We start from the raw sequence: 19,463 nt of genomic DNA, 5'->3' as shown, positions 1-19,463 counted from the left end.
GCACGGGGCCCGGCCCCACCGTCAGGCGCGGCGCACAGGTGCCGTCAGCCCGGGCATGCGCACTGACGCCTCTACTGAAACGCTCCCCACTTCCGCGCCGCAGGCGCCCGTGCGTGTCATCGCCTCCGCCCAGTCCTGGGTGGAAGGCGAGGCGGTGCGGCAACTCGAAGCCATGGCCCGCTTGCCAGGCATGAAGCTGGCGGTGGGCCTCCCGGACCTGCATCCCGGCAAGGGTGCTCCGGTGGGCGCGGCCTTCACCTCCGAAGGCTTTCTCTATCCCTATCTGGTCGGCAGTGACATCGGCTGTGGCATGGGCCTGTGGAACGTGGACCTGCTGGCACGTAAAGCCAAGCCCGAGCGTTGGGCAGGCAAGTTGGACCTGGAAGGCCCGTGGACGGGTGACACGGAAGGTTTCCTCCAGGAGCACGGCGTGAAGTCCTCGGGCTACGAGGCCGCGCTGGGCACGGTGGGCGGCGGCAACCACTTCGCGGAGTTGCAGCGGGTGGACGCGGTCCATGACGCGAAGGTCTTCAGCGCCCTGGGCCTGGAGGCGGACCGCTTGCTGCTCCTGGTGCACTCCGGTTCACGCGGTCTCGGTGAAGCGATTCTCCGGGCCCACGTGGACCGGCACGCGGCGGGCGGGCTCGCGGACGACTCACCCGAGGCGCAGACCTACCTCACGCGCCATGACCACGCGGTGGCCTGGGGCCGGGCCAATCGGGCCCTGGTGGCGCGGCGGATGCTGGACGGCATCGGCGCGATGGGCCAGCGAGTCCTCGACGTGTGCCACAACAGTGTCACCCCTCGGCGTGACACGGGACGGACGCAGTGGCTGCACCGCAAGGGCGCGGCGCCGTCCGACGAAGGGCCGGTGGTGATTCCCGGCAGCCGGGGCGCGCTCAGCTACCTGGTGATTCCCACCGGAGAGAGCCACACCAGCGCGCACAGCCTGGCGCATGGCGCGGGCCGCAAGTGGACGCGCTCCGCCGCCCGGGAGCGCATGCGCGAGCGCTTCACCGCGGAGTCCCTCACCCGCACCGCCTTCAAGAGCCACGTGGTGTGTGAGAACAAGGACCTCCTCTTCGAGGAGGCGCCGCCCGCGTACAAGCCCATCGACCGCGTGGTGACGGACCTGGTGGAAGCGGGGCTGGTCCGAGTGGTGGCCACCCTGGCGCCCGTCCTCACGTACAAGACGCGCGCCCGGCCGGAGTAGGGGCCCCACATGCAGCCTTTCCTCGAACCAGACTCCCCGCGAGTGCGCTCCGCCATGGAAGCCAATCAGGTGGAGCACATGACCTATCTGGCGCGAAGCCTCCCCGGCGCCATCGTGAAGGACACTCCCGGGCTGCTGCTCGTCGACTCCGGGTTGCCCTGCAACACCTTCAACGTGGTGTGCCGGGCCCGGCTTGAGCGCCACGAAGCGGACGCGCGCATCGCCGCCGCCGTCTCCCACTTCCGGGACAAGGCCTTTCCCTTCGCATGGTGGGTGGGACCGGACGCCGCGCCCGAAGACCTGGACGCCCGCCTGTCGGCGCACGGTCTGGCGAACGCCGAGCAGGAGCTAGGCATGTCCATGGACCTCTCCCGGCTGCCAGGACTCACGCTGCCCTCGGGGCTATGCATCCGCCGCGCCGAGGACGAACACACCCTGGCGGACTTCGCCCGCGTCGTCGCGGCGAACTGGGAGCCCGCCGACCCACACGTGCTGGACTTCTACGCGAGGACGGCGCACGTGGCACTCGCACCCGACAGTCCCATCCGCTTCTTCGTGGGCTACCTGGACGGCGAGGCGGTCGCCGCCAGTGAGTGCCACCGGGCGTGGGGGGTCGCGGGCCTCTACTCGGTGGCCACTGTGCGGCACGCTCGGCGACGAGGCATTGGCGCGGCGCTCACGCTGGCACCCCTGCTGGATGCCCGGGAGGCGGGCTACCGGACAGCCACCCTCCAGGCGTCCGCGCAGGGCCAGGGCGTCTATTCCCGGCTGGGTTTCGTACCTCAGGGGACCTTCCGCGAGTATCAATAGACGCGCTCGCTTTTTGTCCTCTCCCGTCTGGCGCCTGCATGGTTAGGGTTCGGAGCATGACGCCCGCGCACAAGGTCCTGCTCTGCATCCTGGATGGTTGGGGTATCCGCCAGGAGCGTGACAACAACGCCATCGTCCTGGCCGGCACGCCGCACCTCGACAAGCTGGCGAGCCCCTACCCCTTCACCGAGCTGCAGACGGCGGGTCTGGCCGTGGGCCTGCCCGAGGGGCAGATGGGCAACTCCGAGGTAGGCCACACCAACATCGGCGCCGGGCGAATCGTCTACCAGGACCTGGTGCGCATCAATCGCGCCGCGGAGTCCGGAGAGCTGGCGCAGAACCCCGTGCTTCGCGCGGCCCTCGACGGAGTGAAGGCGGACGGCAAGGCCCTGCACCTGCTGGGGCTGGTGTCGCCCGGCGGCGTCCATTCGTCCATGGACCACCTGTTCGCGCTGCTCAAGGCCGCGAAGGAACGCAACGTGGCCCATGTCTACGTGCACGCCTTCCTGGACGGGCGTGACACGCCGCCGCAGAGCGCCCTGGGCTACGTGGAGGAGCTGGAGCGCTTCCTCCACGAGACGCACACCGGCCGCATCGCCACCGTGACCGGGCGCTTCTACGCCATGGACCGCGACAAGCGCTGGGACCGGGTGCACCAGGCCTATGAGGCGCTGGTGTTCGGCCGCGGGCCCAAGGCGCCGGATGCGTTGAGCGCCATCCGCGCGTCCTACGCGGAGAAGGTCACCGACGAGTTCGTGAAGCCCACGGTGCTGGCCGGCGGTGACGGCACGCCGGTGGGCCGCATCCAGGACGGCGACGCGGTGCTCTTCTTCAACTTCCGCGCGGACCGGGCGCGGGAGCTGACGCAGGCCCTGGCGTTCCCAGAGTTCAAGGAGTTCGACCGGGGCGGGCTGCGACTGGGCCGCTACGTCTGCATGACCCAGTACGACGAGACGTTCAAGCTGCCGGCGCTCTTCGAGCCGGACCAGCCGCAGGACATCTTCCCGGAACTGCTGTCGCGCCAGGGGCTGCGCCAGTTCCGCACGGCGGAGACGGAGAAGTACGCGCACGTCACGTTCTTCTTCAACGGCGGCCGAGAGGTCGTCTACGCGGGCGAGGACCGGCACCTGGTGCCCAGCCCGCGCGACGTGAAGACGTACGACTTGAAGCCGGAGATGTCCGCCTACGAAGTCACGGCCGAGCTGGTGAAGCGGCTCGACTCCGGGAAGTACGACTTCGCGCTGGTGAACTTCGCCAACCCGGACATGGTGGGCCACAGCGGCCGGCTGGACGCGGCGATGAAGGCGGTGAAGGCGGTGGATGAATGCCTGGGCGCGCTGGGCAAGGCGTGCGAGCGCAACGGCTGGGTGCTGGCCATCTCCGCCGACCACGGCAACTGCGAGCAGATGGTGGACCTGGAGACGGGCGAGCCCCACACCGCGCACACGCTCAACCCGGTGCCCTTCCACCTCATCCACCCGGACTTCCGAGGGCAGAAGCTGCGCCCGGGCATCCTCGCGGACATCGCGCCCACCCTGTGCAAGGTGATGGGACTGCCGCAGTCCAAGGAGATGAACCGTCAGGGCCTGCTGCCGTGATGCGCGCGGGGCACGGCCTGTGCTGAAAGCCCTGCTGGATGTGCTCTATCCCCCTTCGTGCCTCGCGTGCACGAAGGTGCTGCCGGGCCCCGAGGGCTTCTTCTGCGAGACGTGCGACACCGCGGTGGAGCGGCTTCCTCCCGCGTGCTGCCGCACCTGCGCGGAGCCCGGCACGTTTCCTGGGGACACGTGTCCCCGGTGCCGTGCCGCCCCGCCGCCCTTCACTCGCGCCTGGGCGCCCTTCGCGCACGAGGGGCCCCTGGCGCGCGCCATCCACCGGTTCAAGTACGAGGACCACCCCAATCTCGCGGGCCCTCTGGGAGAGTTGCTGGCGGGCGAGGCGCGAAGCTTCCTCAGCCGTGCACCCGATCTGGTGGTCGCGTTGCCGCTGCACACGCGGCGATATCACGCGCGTAAGTACGACCAGGCGCAGTTGCTGGCGGGCGCGCTGGCGAAGGCCACGGGGCGCAAGGCGCCCGTGGGATTGCTGACGCGGCACCGTGAGACACAGCGGCAGGTGGGCCTGAGCGAGGCGGAGCGGGCGAACAACGTCGCGGGGGCGTTCGCCGCGTCTTCCCGTGTCTCGGGGCAGCGTGTGCTGCTGGTGGACGATGTGTTCACCACCGGAGCCACCGCCAGGGCGGCGGCCTCGGCCCTGCTCGAAGCGGGCGCCGTCCAGGTGGAGATGCTGACGCTGGCGCGGGCCTTCAGCCTGGAGTGAGTGGACGACGCCCGAAGGCTACTTCTGGGAGGCCCGGACCCGCTCCAGCTCGGCCTGGAGTTCGGCCACGCGCCGCTCCGCGTCTTCTCTGCGCCGGGACTCTTCTTCTCGGCGCCGGACTTCATCTTCTCGCAGGTGGGCCTCCTCATCCGCGCGCTGTTCGAGCCACGTGATGCGCTCCCGCATCCGGACGATGAGTTCGTCGGACTCCATCAAGAGCGCGTTTCCAGCCCAGAACCGGAGCCGGTCCCCCACCAACTCCAACTCCAGCCCCAGCACCCGCGAGACATAGCGTCCCTGCGTCGGCTCCATCCGCACGTAGACGCCTGCGCCGGGTGACTCCAGCGTGTAGGCCTCCAGCCGCTCCCGGGACCGGTCGTAGATGAAGTACTCAGGAATTCCGAGCCGGGCATAGCGCCGCACGTTGAATTCGGCGTCCTTCTTCCGGTCGCCCCCGACGTGGACCTCCATCACCCAGTCCAGCCCGCGGCCCTCATGGCTGACGAGCCACTTCTCCCGCGGGTGGGCGCCCACGTCGAAGACGACCAGCAAGTCTGGCGCGAAGCGCCGCTCATCCGGGTAGTACACCGGCAGCTCCGAGCCGACGTACGCCGTGCGCCGCTGGTGGCCGAAGTACCCCCGAAGCACATCCAACGCCCGAAGCTTTGCCCACTGGTGCCGGTCCCCTTCGGGCGGCGCCATCTCCGCATACGTCACTTCCGCCGGCAGGGACTCCACCACCCGCGCCCGCTCCTCCGGACTCATCCTGTCCCACGCATCCTGTGAGGGCGCCCGGGGGAAGGCAGCCCCTCCTTCGTCAGTAGGCCGTCCCATGCCTTCATCGTGTGGCGGCACTCCGTCGCGGTCAATCCGCCCCCACATCGTGGCGTCAGCAAGTGACGGACCGGCGAACGTCTCCGAGAGGAACGCCTTCAACCCGCACACGGCCGCGTTCGCGTTCCGGAACGCGGCATCCCATGACGCGGACGCTCAACGCACACGGTCCCACTCTCCGCCTCTCCGGAAAGAGCCGCGTTCATCAGCGAATTGCCTCACTCAAGGACTCTGGCCCGAGGGCCGACTGGGGTTAGCGTCAGCCCATGCGCTCGCTCCTCCCACTTGCACTCGCGGTCGCCGTCCTCCGCTGCGCCCATGCGCCCGAGGCGCCCCCCGCCGCTCCCGTGGCCGCCGCACCTGAGTGGCCCGAACCCCAGCCTACCGCGCTGCGGCTGCCCGACTCGGTCCGCCCCACGCGTTACGCGCTCGACCTGAAGCTGCTGCCCGCTGAGCCCACCTTCTCCGGCAGCGTCAGCATCGACGTGGACGTGAGCGAGCCGGTGCGCCAGGTCTGGCTGCACGGCCAGGACATGGAAATCACACAGGCCCGCATCGAAGCGGGAGGACGCACGCTGGAGGCCCGCGCCGTCACCGCCAGCGAAGGGCGGCTCGGGCTGCTGCTCCCCGAAACGCTCGCGCCAGGCAAGGCCCGCATCCACATCGCCTTCACCGGCAAGGTCGACCGCGAGCGCAGCCAGGGCCTCTACGCCGTGGAGGAAGGCGGCGAGCCCTACCTCTACACCTTCTTCGAGCCCGTCGACGCGCGCCGCGCCTTCCCCTGCTTCGACGAGCCGGGCTTCAAGGTGCCCTGGACGCTGCGCATCACCGCCAAGGAGGACCACGTCGCGCTCGCCAACCACCCCATCGTCTCGCGCGAGACGCTGCCGGACGGGCTGGCGCGCGTCACGTTCGCCGAGAGCAAGCCGATGCCCAGCTACCTCGTCGCGTTCGTGGTGGGCCCCTTCGACGTGGTGGACGCGGGCACCGCGGGCCGCAACGCCGCGCCGCTGCGCTTCATCGTGCCGCGCGGCCGGGGCGCGGAGACGGCCTACGCGGCCAGCGTCACGCCGCGCATCGTCACGCTGATTGAAGACTACTTCGACATGCCGTACCCGTACGAGAAGCTCGATGTCGCGGTGGTGCCGCGTTACTGGGGCACCATGGAGCACCCGGGCCTCGTCGCGCTCGGGCAGCCGCTGACGCTCATCCGCCCCGGCGAGGAGACGCTCGCGCGCCGCAAGTGGTACGTGAACATCGCAAACCACGAACTGGGGCACTACTGGTTCGGCAACATCGTCACCTGCCAGTGGTGGGACGACATCTGGCTCAACGAGTCGCTCACCTCGTGGCTGGACCGCAAGACGGTGGACCCCTTCGACACGAGCTGGGGCTTCGGGCTGGAGCAGAGCACCCAGTCCACGCTCTTCGCGTTGGACACGGACGCGCTCGCCGCCACCCCACCGGTGCGCAAGCCCGCCACCACGCATGACGAGGTGCTGGGCTCGTTCGACAACGGCACCACGTACGCCAAGGGCTCGGCCATCATCGACATGTTCGAGGCGTGGCTCGGCGAGGAGCGCATGCGCGACCTGCTGCGCGGCCACATCAAGAAGCATGAATGGGGCGTGGCCACGTCGGAGGACTTCGCCGCCACGCTGTCGGCCGCCGCGGGGCCGGACGTCGCGCGTGCCTTCCGCAGCTTCATCGACCAGCCCGGCGCGCCGCGCATCGCCGCCGAGCTGCAATGCCAGCCGGGGGCCCCCGCGAAGCTGAAGTTCACGCAGGAGCGCTACGTCCCCGCGGGCTCCACCGCCAGCAAGGACCAGACGTGGTCCGTGCCGGTGTGTGTGCGCGCGGGTTCCGGCAAGACGTCCGAGCGCACGTGCACGCTGCTCACCGGGGCCACGGGTGAGTTGGCGTTGCCCGGCAAGAGCTGCCCTTCCTGGTTCGTGCTCAACGCGGGCGGCACCGGCTACTACCGCTCCGGCTACACGCGCGAGCAGCTCACCCGCGTGCTGGCCGCGCCCACGGAAGCGTTGACGGTGCGCGAGCGGCTGGCCCTGTTGGCCGACATGGAGGCCGGGGTGCGCCGGGGAGACCTGCCCCTGGGCGACGTCCTGCGCTACGTGCCCACCACGGCCAAGGCGGACCACCGCCTCATCATGCAGCGCGGCGCCCGGCTGCTGACCTTCGTGCACGTGGACCAGCTGTCCAACGACGAGAGCGCGAGCTACCGGAACTGGGTGGCCGCGATGTACGGCCCTCGGGCCCGCGCGCTGGGCTGGGAGCCCAAGCCCGGTGACGACGACGCGGTGAAGTCGCTGCGACCCAACCTCCTGGGGCTGGCGGCGCTGCGCGGCGAGGACCCGGCCCTGGTCCGGGACGCGAACCGGCTGGTGAAGGCGTGGCTGGCGGACCGGAAGTCCGTCCACCCGGAGGCCGTTCCCCTCGCGCTGATGGTGGCGGCTCGGAACGGAGACAAGGCCTTCTTCGACACGCTGGTCGCGCGCGCCCGCACCACGGAGGACCGGACCGAGCGCAGCCGCGTCTTCACCACCCTGGGCGCCTTCCGGGACCCGGCGCTCATGCGCGAAGCACTCGCGCTGGTGGCCGGCAGCGAGTTCGACGTGCGCGACACCCAGCCCATCCTCGTGGGAGCCTTCTCGATGCCGCAGACGCGGGCACTCGCCTGGACGTTCTACCAGGAGCACTTCGACGCGCTCGCCAGCCGGATGCGCTCGGACGAAGTCGCCGGGCTCATCGGACTGGTGGGCACGCTGTGCGACGAGAAGACCGCCGCCGAGGCGGAAGCCTTCCTCACCCCCCGCGCGGCGAAGCTGGAGAACGCGTCTCTCACCCTCACCCGCACCATGGAGTCCATCCGCCTCTGCGCCGCGTCCAGCACGCTGAACGCGCAGAGCGTCAGGGACTTCTTGAAGAGCCAGCCGATCCCCGCGAAGTCCCGCTGAGCGCGCGACACGCCTCCCGTGCGCGTCATCGCGAAACGCATCTGCGTTCCGTCATGACGCGCACGGCCGCTGTGATTGCAACCCGTGGCATGGGTCCACTCCAGCCACGTCCGGCACACGGGCTGCACTCAGTCCGCCGGACCCATGCCTCGAACGTACACTGCACAAGACGGCGACTGCGTCTCCAGCATTGCCCACGCACACAACCTGAGTCCGCAGCGCGTCTGGGAAGCGCCCGAGAACGAGGCCCTGCGAAGGGAACGGACGAGCCCGCATGTGCTCAAGCCCGGCGACACGGTGACGCTCCCGGACAAGGAAATCCGGCAGGTCCCCTGCGCGACGGGAAGGACGCACACGTTCAGGCTCAAGGGCATCCCGGAACGCTTCCGCCTGCGACTGCATGAGGACGGTGCGCCTCGGACGAAGGTGCCCTACCGGCTCGTCATCGGGGACGTCACCCACGAAGGAGAAACGAACGAGCAGGGTCTCATCGAGTGCGGGATTCCTCCCGGTGCCCGCGAGGCGACGCTGGAGGTCGGCGGCGAGGAGTACACGCTGTCCCTGGGAACGCTCCAACCCGTGTCCACGGAGGAGGGACTGCGAGCGCGCCTGGCGAACCTGGGCTTCCTCGAGGACGAGGCCAGCGAGGAGGACGCGCTCTCCGAGGCGGTCGCGCGCTTCCAGGCCGAATACGGGCTGATGCCCTCCGGCACGGTGGATGAGCGGACCCGGCACAAGCTGCGGGAGGCACACGGTGCCTGAGGCCACGCCCCCCACTCCAGCGCCCAAGAACCGCCGCCTGGGCCACGTCGCGCGCGGCGGTGAAATCAACACCCTCAACATCCGGTTTCCCGGCCGCTACTACGCGTTCGTCACGGAGCGGGAAGGCGCGGACGACGACCCGCTCTACCTGCGGCTGGAGTGCGTCGAGCGCGACTGGATGGACCGGGTTTGGAATGAACTGGAGAAGCAGTTCGACCCGGGCGACTTCCTCCGCTTCTTCAATGCCGTCATCAACGGCCGGCGCTTCGAGGACTTCTACGATGCGCTGACGCTGGAGCAACTCAACCTCTTCTACGTCGTCTATTACTGGTTCCTGCGGCGGGTCATCGACGGCGGCAATGATTCCGCCCCGGTGTCCGTCTTCGAGTTCGAGCTCGCGCCCGGGGACCCGCTGCGTGATGACCTCTACGAGACGGACTGGTTCCACCTGGAGCTGCAGGCGGCGCCAGGCAGCACCCGCCCGGACGGGCTCTTCGTGCGGGCGGGCAGCGTGCGTCGCGCGGGGGTTCACACGGTGCGGGGCTTCACCCCGGACACGGACTCGCCTCCCGCGGAGCGTTGGGTGCGGAGCTTCCTGCGGGTGGAGGATCGCTCGGATGGCGGGCTGACGCAGGGCGCCCTCAAGGCGCTGCACTTTCCGCTGCCCGCGCCGCCACCACCACCGCCTCCATCTCGTCCAGGAGGCTCTGGCGGCTCCGGGGGCTCAGGCCCGATTCCAGAGCCTCCCGTCAAGAACCCCTTCGCCATCCCCTCCGCGCCCCTCCCCATCCCGGTGACGGCCCGGGTCGCCACCCCGGCGCTGGCCCGGTGGATGCGCGCCGCGGCCCGCCAGTTGTCCCAACAGGTGCGCGCCTTCACCGAGGAGGTCGCGAACTTCTTCGATGACTGGATGCCGCCTCCCGGAGGGCCCGTGCTCGCATTCGCCGGAGCAGCCGGCCCTACGCTGACTTCACGAGCGGTGCCCAGGGAAAGGTCGCGGCCAGGTGCCCCACCGCCCACGGCCCACGCCTACGTAGGTGATGGCGCGCCCAATCCGATGGATGCGTCCGACCCGAACCGCTTGTTCGCCCCCTTCGTGGGGCTGTTCAACGTGGGCCAGGGCGCGTGCTCCGTGCTGTACGACAACCAGGGGCGCGCCATCGTCTATTACGACTTCGGCAGCCCGGCGAACGGACAGCAGGGGACCTTCCCCATCATTCCGCAGGGGCACTGCGTGGGCCCCTGCATGTGCAACGGCCCCCTCATCATCCTGTCCCACTGGGACATGGACCACTGTGACTTGGGGCGCTACTACCCGGAGTCATTCCGCTGCCGGTGGCTCGCGCCGCAGCAGCACATGGGCACCGTCGTGTGCCGCGACACGGTCGCGCGCGTCGTCCACGACGGTGGCGAGTTCTACATCTGGGCGGCATCAGGGCGGCCCGGAACAGCCGCGAGTCCACGCGGCACGCCGAGTTCCTGGAACCGTCCGGGCGGCAGTCACATGCGGTTTCCCTGGGGCTTCGTCGAACGCAACTACCGTGAAGGCGCGCAGAACCCGCTCGCCAGTGGCTCGGACCCGCGCAACAACTCCGGGTTGGCGCTGTATGTCTGCGTGCGCGACGCGGCCGGTGCAGTTGCTGTCGCCGCGGGCCCCGTGGCCACCGACGCCAACAACCTGGGGGGCAATGGGCGAGGTCTGGTCACCATCGGCGGAGGCGCCCCTCCGGCATGGGTGGCTGCCGCGTTCGGAGGGCCCAACCTTCCTGGCGTTGGAGGCGGCCTGGCCGCATTTCTCGCGGCGATGGGTCCGGCCGGTGGCAACCCCAATCCCGCGGCGGTCCTCGCCCGGCGACAGGCGGCCGCGGCCACCGCGGCGGTGGGAGCGGGTGGCCCCGGCGCCGGTCTCACCGCGAGACAGCGGCTTGTCATCGCGGCGCTGGCCGTGGCGCACCCCGCGCTCGCTGCCGCCACGGCGGTGACGCTGGGCGGGGCCGCTGAAGTCGCCGCGGACGCCGTGGTGGTCGCGGGCGGCACCCTGCCCCAGATGGCGGCGGCGGCGGGCGCGGCCGTCATCGTGGCAGGCGGCGCGCCGGGCACGGCGGTCGCCACCTTCACTGCCATGGGGACAGCGGCGGCGGGCGGCGCGCCGCTGATGCCCGGAAGCGTCGAGGCCCTGGCGTTGGCCCATGTGCAGGGAGCCATCGTTGGTGCACCCGCCGTCTCCCCCGTCACGACGGCGGCGAATACGGCGGCCGGCGCCGTGCCACAGGGCGCCGAAGCGGTGCGGGCCGCGGTGGAGGCCGTGGTACGCACCCACGCCCCCGCACCGCTCCCCGGCCTGTCGCTGGAAGGCGCCGTGGCCCGCGCCGCTGGCGTCAGCAACCCCACCGCGGTCTGCAAGGCGCTCGCGCCCCCGCTGCCACCGACGCTCCAGGGAGAGGCGCCCTTCCACGCCAACGAGCGGTTCGTGCTCCTCACGGGCGACGTCAACTACCAATACATCCCCGCGCAGCGGCGCCCCTTCGCCGCACCCGGCGGCGGAGCTCCCGGAGGCGCGGTGGCGCTTCCCTACGCCCCCACGGCCCACCCGCCCGTCGTCGTGAGCCTCACCGCGACCCACCACGGGTCCAACAAGGTGGGAGCGAACGACCTGAATCCCGACAGGATTCCATGGGCCCCCAACACGCTGCCCACCCGTGCGGCCGCGGTCGCGCACGCGGCGACGGCGCTTCCCAATCCCAACATCCGCCGGGCCGCGACAGCCGCGGCAGCCGCGGCGGCGCTCCCGATTCCCCTGCCCGCGAACCTGGCGAACCTGGCCGCCGCGGCGGAACGCGCTGCCTATGCCGCCTCCGCGGGGCTATTCACCCCGCTCGTGGTGGCCCGTGCAGCGGCCGCGGCGGTGGTCCTGGAGAACGCCGCCCCGAACACGCCCCAAGCGCAGTTCGACCAACTGGGGGCCGTGTCCGCGGGCGCCCCGCCCCCCGTGCCCGTCCTGGTCGGCGGAACGGCGGCGGCCTGGGGCCTGGTGACAGCCGCATTGGGTGGTGGCGGTGCGGCGGCGGTGCCAGGACTGGGCCCCGTGGTGGCGGTCCCAGGAGGCCCCCAGGTGGTCAGGGCGGCCACCGAGGCCGTCCTCATGGCCAGGGGTCTCCCCAACGCCCACCACACCGCCTCGGCGCGCAGAGCCGTGGAGCAGGCGCACGTCGGCGCGAGGCCCGGAGCGCCACAACCCGTGCTGCAGGCCGTCGCCGCGGCCGTGGCCGTGCGGCGGAGCATCGCCCAAGGCGGAACCATCTCCGTCGCGACCGCCACCGCCATCGTCCAGGCCTCCCGCCTGAGCATCACCACCGGCGCCGGGGGCACATTGGCGGCCCTCGCCGGAGCGGGGATTGCCAACCTCCCCGCGGTGACCCATCCCTATTTCGCCACCGCTGTCGCCGCCATTCCCAACCCGCCGCTGGCGGCGGTCCAGGCCGCGCTGGGGCTCGCGCGGAGCGTGCCCATCGACCCGGCGAATGCCCCACGCGCGGTGGCCAACGCCTTCGCCCCCTCGCCCGTCCTTCCCGAAATCATCCTGGATGCACTGGTGTCTCGCGGCCAGTCGCTCCCGAAGTTCCCACTCGCGTTGGTTGAGATTGCCGCAGCCCTCGCGGCCATCGGGCCCGCGGCCTCTCTCTCCGAGGTGGCCGCGGTCGTCGAGGCGGCGCGCGCGGCGCAAACCGGCCAGGCGGCGGGCGCACCTCCGGCCGCCGGGCTCGCACACGCGGCGGCGGACCGCATCGGCTATTCCTACGGCGTCGCCACCCAGACGGGCGGCGCGGCGGCGGCCCTTCCCTTCGCGCACCGGTATCTCTCGCAGGGCGTGGGGCATCCCGCCCACCTCGCCATCGACAAGTACCAGCGCCGGGGTTGGGTGGTGCGCCGCAACACCAGCATGCACGCGGACCAGAGCGCACAGCCAGACAACAGCCCTCGCGGGCACCACGCATTGGGGTGGGAGCTGGCCCCGTTCTACGAAGGACCGCTGCGCCCGGCCTCCGCCGTCACGGGCACCCTTTCGCGGACGTGCCATGGTTGCAGGGAGGTCGCCGCGGCCCGAGCAACCGCGGCCGTGGGAGCGGGAGCAGCGCCAGCCACCGCCGTTGCAACCGCCATCGGCGTGGTCCCCGCCGCGGCCGCCGCCACGGCCCCCGCGGCAGGTCCGGTCAACGCCGCGGCGCTGGGCCGGGCGAGCGTTCCAGCCGCGCGAGCAGCCCGTCGGAGCCTGGAGCCCGCCATCGCGGCCCGGACCGCAGTGCCCTTCGCCTCGGCCGCGGTCGCGGGCGTCGCCGCGGCCCATGCCACGAGCGCATGCATCCTCGTGACCCGAGCAGTCCTCGCGGCGTGGTGGACCGCCGCCACGGCACGAGGGGACGTCGTCAGAGGCGGGCCTCTCTCTCCGGCGGCCGCGATGCTCGGAGGCGTCCCGCCATCGGCCGCCGAGGCCGTCACGGCGGCCCACGCCGCGGTACTGGCCGCCCCACTCGTCCTGCCCCCGGCGGACCTCGCCGCGGTGGTGGCCGCGCTGGCGGTGAGCCTGGGAGAGCCGCCCCTCACCGCTGTCGCCGCGACCGTGGCGCTTCCCTTCCTGGGAGGCACAGGCGCCGCGGCCCTCAGCGCGGCCCAGGCGGCGGCCGCCGGTGTCGGGATTGATGCCTTCACGGCAGCCATCGTCGGAAGCGCCCATGCCTGCGCGTTGGGCGCGAACCTGCCAGCGCCCGTCGCCGCCAGGGTGGCCGCCATCTCGGCCATGGTGGGAGGGGCCCCACTTCCCGCGACGCTGGATACGGTGGCCAACGCCATCTCGGCGGGACCTCCGGTCGCGGCGCACCACGCCCTCCTCCTGCGCACGGCGGGCATCACGCTTCCGGCTATCGCCGCGGTCGTCGCGGCGGCAGCGGGCATGGCTCACGCGGGCGTGACTCCGCCGGCCGCGGCGGACGCGAGCACCTGTCATGCCGCCGCGGCCGCCACCGTGCCGGGCATCTCCCAGGCCGCCGTGGCGGTCTGCGCCGCCACGCTCGCGGGCGGCGCCATCCACCCCAACCCAGCCGCTGTCGCGGGCATCGTGGCGGCCTCCACGCCGACGGCGGCCGCCGCCGTGACAGCCGCATCCTCCGTGCTGACAGCCACCGGGGCGGCCCCCCCGGCGCTTGGGGACGCCGCGGTCTGCTACGCCGCGGCGACAGCCGCCGTCACCGCGGCGATGGGAGGCGCAGCCGCCGCCGCTGAAGCCGCGGCCGCCACCCGCACGGGCGTCCCCGTGCCCGCCGTTGGCAACATGGCGGTGACGGCCGCCACCGTCGCGAACTCCAGCGCGGAGGCAGCCGCGGCGGTGGCGGCGGCCGCCGCCCTCGTCACGGCGGATGCACTCACCCTGCCGACCGCTGCCCAATCGGCAGCCTGTTACGCCGCGGCCGCCGCGGCCGCTGGCGTTCCGGCGCTCGCGGCGAACGCGGCGGCCGGAACCATTGCCCTGGCCGGGGTCACCGCCGCCACCGATGCCAACACGGCGCTGGTCGCGGGCGCCGCCCCTGTCGCATGTGCCACCGTCGCCGCGGCCATGGCCGTCACCCAGCTCGCCCTGGGAGGCGCCGCCAACCACCGCGCGGTCGCGGCCGCTGCCAGCGCCTCAGCCATCGGCATCCCCGCGGGGCCGGTGGACCAGGCCGCCCAAAGCCTCAGCGTGGGCATGGCCCATCCCATCTCCGTGGCCATCGCCGAGTCCGCGTCGATGCGGGCTTCGGGCGCATCAGAAGAAGCAGCCGCGGCCATGGCCACCATCCGGGCACTCGAGCCTCGGAGCGCCCCCCTGGCCGCCGCGGCAGCGGCCAGTGCGGGCGTGCCCGCCGCAGACGCCGCCGCCACGGCCGCCATCCGTCTCTTCAATGTCTGACCCGTCTGCGCCCTCGCGTGACACAGTTCCCCCATGTTCGACGTCGCGCGCTACCTGGAGCGAATCGGCGTGGGGGCGGAGCAGTCCCTCACGAGGCTGCACCGGGCCCACTTGGAGGCCGTGCCCTTCGAGAACCTGGACATCCACCTGAAGCGGCCCATCCGGCTCGACACGGACGCCCTCTTCGAGAAGGTCGTCGTCCAGCGGCGCGGCGGCTTCTGCTACGAGCTCAACGGCCTCTTCGCCCGGCTGCTGACGGCGCTGGGCCACCGGGTGGCGCTGCTGTCCGCGGGCGTGGCCACGGCCCCGGATGGCAGCGCCTACGGCCCCGAGTTCGACCACCTGGCCCTCCAGGTGGAAGATGAACAGGGACGCTGGTTGGCGGATGTCGGCTTCGGTGAGTGCTTCACCGAGCCCCTGCGCCTGGACACCCACGACGTCCAGGTGCGCTCCGGCCGCGCGTACCGGCTCTCACCGGAGGGCGACGACCTCATCCTCTGGAGTGAAAAGCCCTCCGGATGGGAGGCGGAGTACCGCCTCTCCCTCGTGCCCCGCCAGTTCGCGGACTTCGAGGGCATGTGCCGCTACCACCAGACCTCCCCGGACTCCATCTTCACCCAGCGGCGGCTGTGCACCCGGGCGACGCCAGAGGGGCGCATCACCGCCAAGGAGGGCACACTCGTCCTGACCCGGAGCGGAGTCCGGACGGAGCAGCCTCTCGCCGACGAAGACGCCTTGCGACGCGCGCTCGTCGAACACTTCGGCGTCATCCTCCCGTCCCTGGAGTAGTGCGTACCTGTCCCCACCCCATCCTCCATCATACGATGGCCAGGCAGGGGAAGCCCCAGAGGGGTTCGCCTGTTCATCCGCGTCGACGCCCCTGCCCGGGGCTGGCGCCCCTTACCGCAAGCCGTCCACCCAGGAGAACGGATGTCCCGCTTCACATTGCTGGCCGCAGTCCTCGTGCTCACCTGCCCGTTGTGGGCGCAGGCGAAGCCGGCCGCGGATGAGACCGCTCGCGTCCATGCGGCCGAGGCGATGAAGCAGGCCTCCTCCCCCCGAAGCGCCGCCAGCCTGCTGCGGATGCACGCGCTGGTGGACGAGGTGGAGGACCTCACGCCCCTGCTGAGTACCTACGCCTACGTGGCCTCCCGCCGCAGCTCGGACCCGAATACCCGCGCCACCGCGCAGATGCTCCTGCTGGACACCGAGCGCGCCCGGGGCCGGCTGGTGCGCGCCAACGAGGTGAAGCAGTGGCTGGGCTACGTGGGCGACTACTACGTCACCGGCGGCTTCGAAAACGAAGGCAAGGCCGGCTGTGACACCGACTTCGGCCCCGAGGCCGCCAACCTGGACCTGTCCGCCACCTACCCCGCGGCCAAGGGCGGCAACACCACCTGGCGCAAGCTGACGGCGAACACCTCGGATGGCTACATCGACCTGGCCACCGCCATCCGCCCCAACCGAGAGTCCGTGGCCTACGCCGTCACCTGGCTGGAGTCCTCCCAGGAGTCGCGCGTGTCGCTGGGCGTGGGCACGTCCGGCGCGTTCCGCCTGTGGGTGAACGGGCAGCTCGCCGCGAAGGAGGACCGCTACAACCTGCCGCGCCCGGACCAGTCCCGCGTGTCCGTGAAGCTGCGCAAGGGCCTCAACCGCGTGCTCGTGAAGGTGTGCCAGGAGTCCGGCCCGCTGGGCTTCTACCTGCGCCAGGAGTCGCCCACCGTGCGCGCGACGCTGCCGGCGAAGGCGCCCGCCCTGGAGAAAGGCACCGCGCCGCAGCCCCAGCCGCTGCCCACCCTCACCTCCGCCCTGCGCGCGATGGTGGAGAAGAACCCGGATGACGCCGCGCTGCGCGGCGACTACGCCCGGGTGCTGGGCTTCTTCCGCGCGTATGACGAGCGCGAGCACACCGCCAGCGCCGAGGCCGCGCGCGCCGCGGAAGCAGCCCCCAAGGACGCCCGGCTCCAGTTGCTCGCCGCCCAGGCGCAGCGGGATGACCTGAACGAGCGCCGCCGCTTCCTGGAAGCCGCCATTGCCGCCGACCCCGCCATGCCGGAGGCGCGAGTGGCGCTGGCCGACCACGAACTGGACCGCGGCCACCCCGAGCGCGTGCAGCCGCTGGTGGCGCCCGTGCTGGAGAAGACGCCGGATGACGTCAACGCGCGGCTGGTGCTGGCGCGCGCGCATGAAGCCCTGGGCGAGCGCCCCAAGGCCCACGCCCTGGTGGAGGAGACGTTCCGCCTGCAGCCCCGCGTGCCTCGCGCGGTGCGCGCCGCGGCCCAGGTGTCCCGGCAGCTCGACCGCGGCCGCGAGGCCATGGACCGGATGCGCGTGGTGCTGGCGCTGCGCTTCGACGACACCACCACGCGCCACATGCTCGCCACGATGCTGGCGGAGGCCGGGCAGGTGGAGTCCGCCCAGCGCGAGTACGCGCAGTTGGTGAAGCTCAACCCCTTCGACAATGGCTCCCGCGTGCGGCTGGCGGAGCTGAAGGCCAGCAACGGCGCGGTGGAGGAAGCCGTCACCCTCTTCTCCGAGGCCCGCGCGCTGTCCCCGGACGAGCCGGAGGTCTACGAGCGTGAGGGCCGCGCCCTACTGGCCGCTGGCCGCCGCGAGCCGGCGCTGGCCTCGTTCGAGCGCTCACTGGTACTGCGCCCGCAGAACCCGGGCCTGAAGGAAGCCCTGCGCACCCTCAAGGGGGAGAGCACCGGCACCGGCATGCAGTACCTGGTGGACGCCCAGCCGCTGGCCAAGGAGGCGGAGGCCTACGTCCACGAGGACGCCCTCTACCTGGTGGACAACACCTACGTGCGCGTCCAGCAGAGCGGCCTGTCCAGCCGACTGCACCAGACGGTGGTCAAGGTCTTCAACTCGCGCGGCGTGGATGCGTTCCGCACCATCCCCGTCACCTATTCGCCAGACCGCCAGGAGGTGCGCGTGCTGCGCGCCCGCGTCATCAAGGCGGATGGCTCCGTGGTGGAGAGCTACGGTGAGAACGAGCGCAACATCAACGAGCCGTGGACGGGCATGTACTACGACGCCCGCGCCAAGATTCTCTCCTTCCCGTCGCTGGCGGCGGGCGACACGCTTGAGCTGACGTACCGCCTGGACGACACCGCGCAGGACAACCTCCTGTCGGACTACTGGGGTGACGTGGAGAGCGTGCAGGGCGTCTACCCGAAGGTGCGCTTCCAGTACCTGGTGGACATGCCGCAGGCGCGGCCCCTGTATTGGAACAAGAGCAAGCTGACCGGCGTGGAGAGCGCGCAGGAGACGCTGGACGCCGGCCGCGTGCTGTACCGCTGGAACTCCAAGCACGTCGCCAAGGTGGTGCCGGAGCCCGGCATGCCCGGCTGGGCGGAGGTGGCGCAGAACCTCCACGTCTCCACCTACCAGACGTGGGACCAGGTGGGCCGCTACTGGTGGGGCCTGGTGCGCGACCAGCTCCAGCCCAACGCGGAGCTGCGGCAGACGGTGGACCAGGTACTCCAGGGCGTGGACCGGAAGAATGAGCTGGCGGTGGTGCGCGCCATCTACAACTTCGTGGTGACGAACACGCGCTACGTGGCGCTGGAGTTCGGCATCCACGGCTTCAAGCCCTACCGCGTGGACCGGGTGCTGGCGCGCCGCTTCGGCGACTGCAAGGACAAGGCGAGCCTCATCCACTCCATGCTCCAGGTGGCGGGCGTGGAGAGCCGGCTGGTGCTGCTGCGCATGCGCAACCTGGGCTCCATTGGCGAAGAGCCCGCGAGCCTGGCGGCCTTCAACCACGCCATCGCCTACGTGCCCAAGTTCGACCTGTACCTGGACGGCACCGCGGAGTTCCACGGCGCCAACGAGCTGCCTAGCGCGGACCGGGTGGCCAACGTGCTGGTGGTGGAGCCCAACGGCAAGAGCACCTTCCTCACCACGCCGGAGGCGAAGGCGGCGGACAACGCCACGCGCATGTCGCTGGACGTGACGCTCCGCGCGGACGGCGGCGCGGAAATCACCGGCGCCAGCTCCGTGGGTGGACAGCACGCGCCCGACTACCGCCGCGCCTACCGGCCGGAGGCCACGCGCAAGTCCACCTTCGAGCGCGCCTGGGCGCAGAGCTTCCCCGGCCTCACCGTGCACGAGGTGAAGCTGAGCGACACCACGCGGCTGGATGACAACGTGGCGCTGGACTTCAAGATGAGCATCCCGCGCTACTCGGAGGTGATGCCCAACGGCATGCGCTTCCTGCCCTTCGGCACCGGGCGCACCTACCAGCAGGCCTATGCGTCGCTGGCCCAGCGCCGCTTCGACCTGGTGATGTCCAGCCCGTGGACCAACGGTTTCCTCCTGCGCTACGCGCTGCCCGCAGGCTGGACGGTGGCGGAGCTGCCCCAGGCGGTGGAGGAGACGACGAAGTTCGGCCACATCAAGCTGAACTACCGCCTGGAGGGCGGCAAGCTGGTGGCCGAGGGCGAGGTGGCCCTCACCACGGCGCGCGTGTCCGCGGACGACTACCCCGCGTTCCGCGAGTTCCTCGGCCGCGTGGACCGCGCCTTCGGCCGCCGGGTGTTCATCCAGAACGCGGCCAACCGCACCGCGTCCTCGACGCCGTAGCGGACGCGAGCAGGCCCGCGCC

Annotated in this window: 10 protein-coding genes; 9 read left to right on the top strand and 1 reads right to left on the bottom strand. The window is 71.5% G+C overall.

The genetic code is table 11. The features are described from left to right. Positions 1–55: 55 nt before the first annotated feature. The 4 genes from BHS09_RS06295 to BHS09_RS38810 are packed head-to-tail and all read left to right on the top strand — an operon-like array spanning position 56 to position 4,342. Entirely contained in the window at positions 56–1,213 is a 1,158-nt protein-coding gene (locus BHS09_RS06295; protein ID WP_140797445.1) for an RNA ligase RtcB family protein, read from the top strand. Positions 1,214–1,267: 54 nt separating this feature from the next. Then, the gene (locus BHS09_RS06290; RefSeq protein ID WP_237078079.1) at positions 1,268–2,023 is read left to right on the top strand and encodes a GNAT family N-acetyltransferase; all 756 of its coding nucleotides are present in this window, start codon (positions 1,268–1,270) and stop codon (positions 2,021–2,023) included. Between the two features lie 56 nt (positions 2,024–2,079). Next, positions 2,080–3,621, top strand: coding sequence for a 2,3-bisphosphoglycerate-independent phosphoglycerate mutase (gene gpmI / locus BHS09_RS06285; RefSeq protein WP_140788144.1), 1,542 nt, complete (start codon positions 2,080–2,082; stop codon positions 3,619–3,621). A gap of 19 nt (positions 3,622–3,640) precedes the next feature. Then, the gene (locus tag BHS09_RS38810) at positions 3,641–4,342 is read left to right on the top strand and encodes a ComF family protein (protein WP_174258661.1); all 702 of its coding nucleotides are present in this window, start codon (positions 3,641–3,643) and stop codon (positions 4,340–4,342) included. Between the two features lie 18 nt (positions 4,343–4,360). Here BHS09_RS38810 and BHS09_RS06270 read toward each other — a convergent pair whose 3' ends face one another. Next, on the bottom strand, positions 4,361–5,176 hold the full coding sequence (locus BHS09_RS06270) for a Uma2 family endonuclease (protein WP_140788142.1): 816 nt from the start codon (positions 5,174–5,176) through the stop codon (positions 4,361–4,363). A gap of 266 nt (positions 5,177–5,442) precedes the next feature. On the opposite strand from BHS09_RS06270, the gene BHS09_RS06265 reads away from it, so the two are divergent. The 5 genes from BHS09_RS06265 (at position 5,443) to BHS09_RS06245 (ending at position 19,441) form a co-directional block, all read left to right on the top strand. Beyond that, positions 5,443–8,148, top strand: coding sequence for a M1 family metallopeptidase (locus BHS09_RS06265; RefSeq protein WP_140797444.1), 2,706 nt, complete (start codon positions 5,443–5,445; stop codon positions 8,146–8,148). Between the two features lie 276 nt (positions 8,149–8,424). After that, the gene (locus tag BHS09_RS06260) at positions 8,425–8,910 is read left to right on the top strand and encodes a peptidoglycan-binding protein (RefSeq protein ID WP_140796363.1); all 486 of its coding nucleotides are present in this window, start codon (positions 8,425–8,427) and stop codon (positions 8,908–8,910) included. Continuing rightward, entirely contained in the window at positions 8,903–14,851 is a 5,949-nt protein-coding gene (locus BHS09_RS06255) for a flagellar hook-length control protein FliK (RefSeq protein WP_237078078.1), read from the top strand. The genes BHS09_RS06260 and BHS09_RS06255 overlap by 8 nt, the downstream gene beginning before the upstream one ends. Positions 14,852–14,884: 33 nt before the next feature. After that, positions 14,885–15,640 (top strand): arylamine N-acetyltransferase family protein, encoded by a 756-nt coding sequence (locus BHS09_RS06250; RefSeq protein ID WP_140797443.1) that lies wholly within the window; start codon positions 14,885–14,887, stop codon positions 15,638–15,640. A 141-nt stretch (positions 15,641–15,781) separates the two neighbouring features. Next, positions 15,782–19,441, top strand: coding sequence for a DUF3857 domain-containing protein (locus tag BHS09_RS06245; RefSeq protein WP_140797442.1), 3,660 nt, complete (start codon positions 15,782–15,784; stop codon positions 19,439–19,441). The last annotated feature ends 22 nt before the right edge of the window (positions 19,442–19,463 follow it).

This window comes from Myxococcus xanthus, from assembly GCF_006402735.1.
Classification (GTDB): Bacteria; Myxococcota; Myxococcia; order Myxococcales; family Myxococcaceae; genus Myxococcus; species Myxococcus xanthus_A.
The sequence above is the reverse complement of the archived record's forward strand: the minus strand, read 5'-3'. Positions and strand labels throughout refer to the sequence as shown.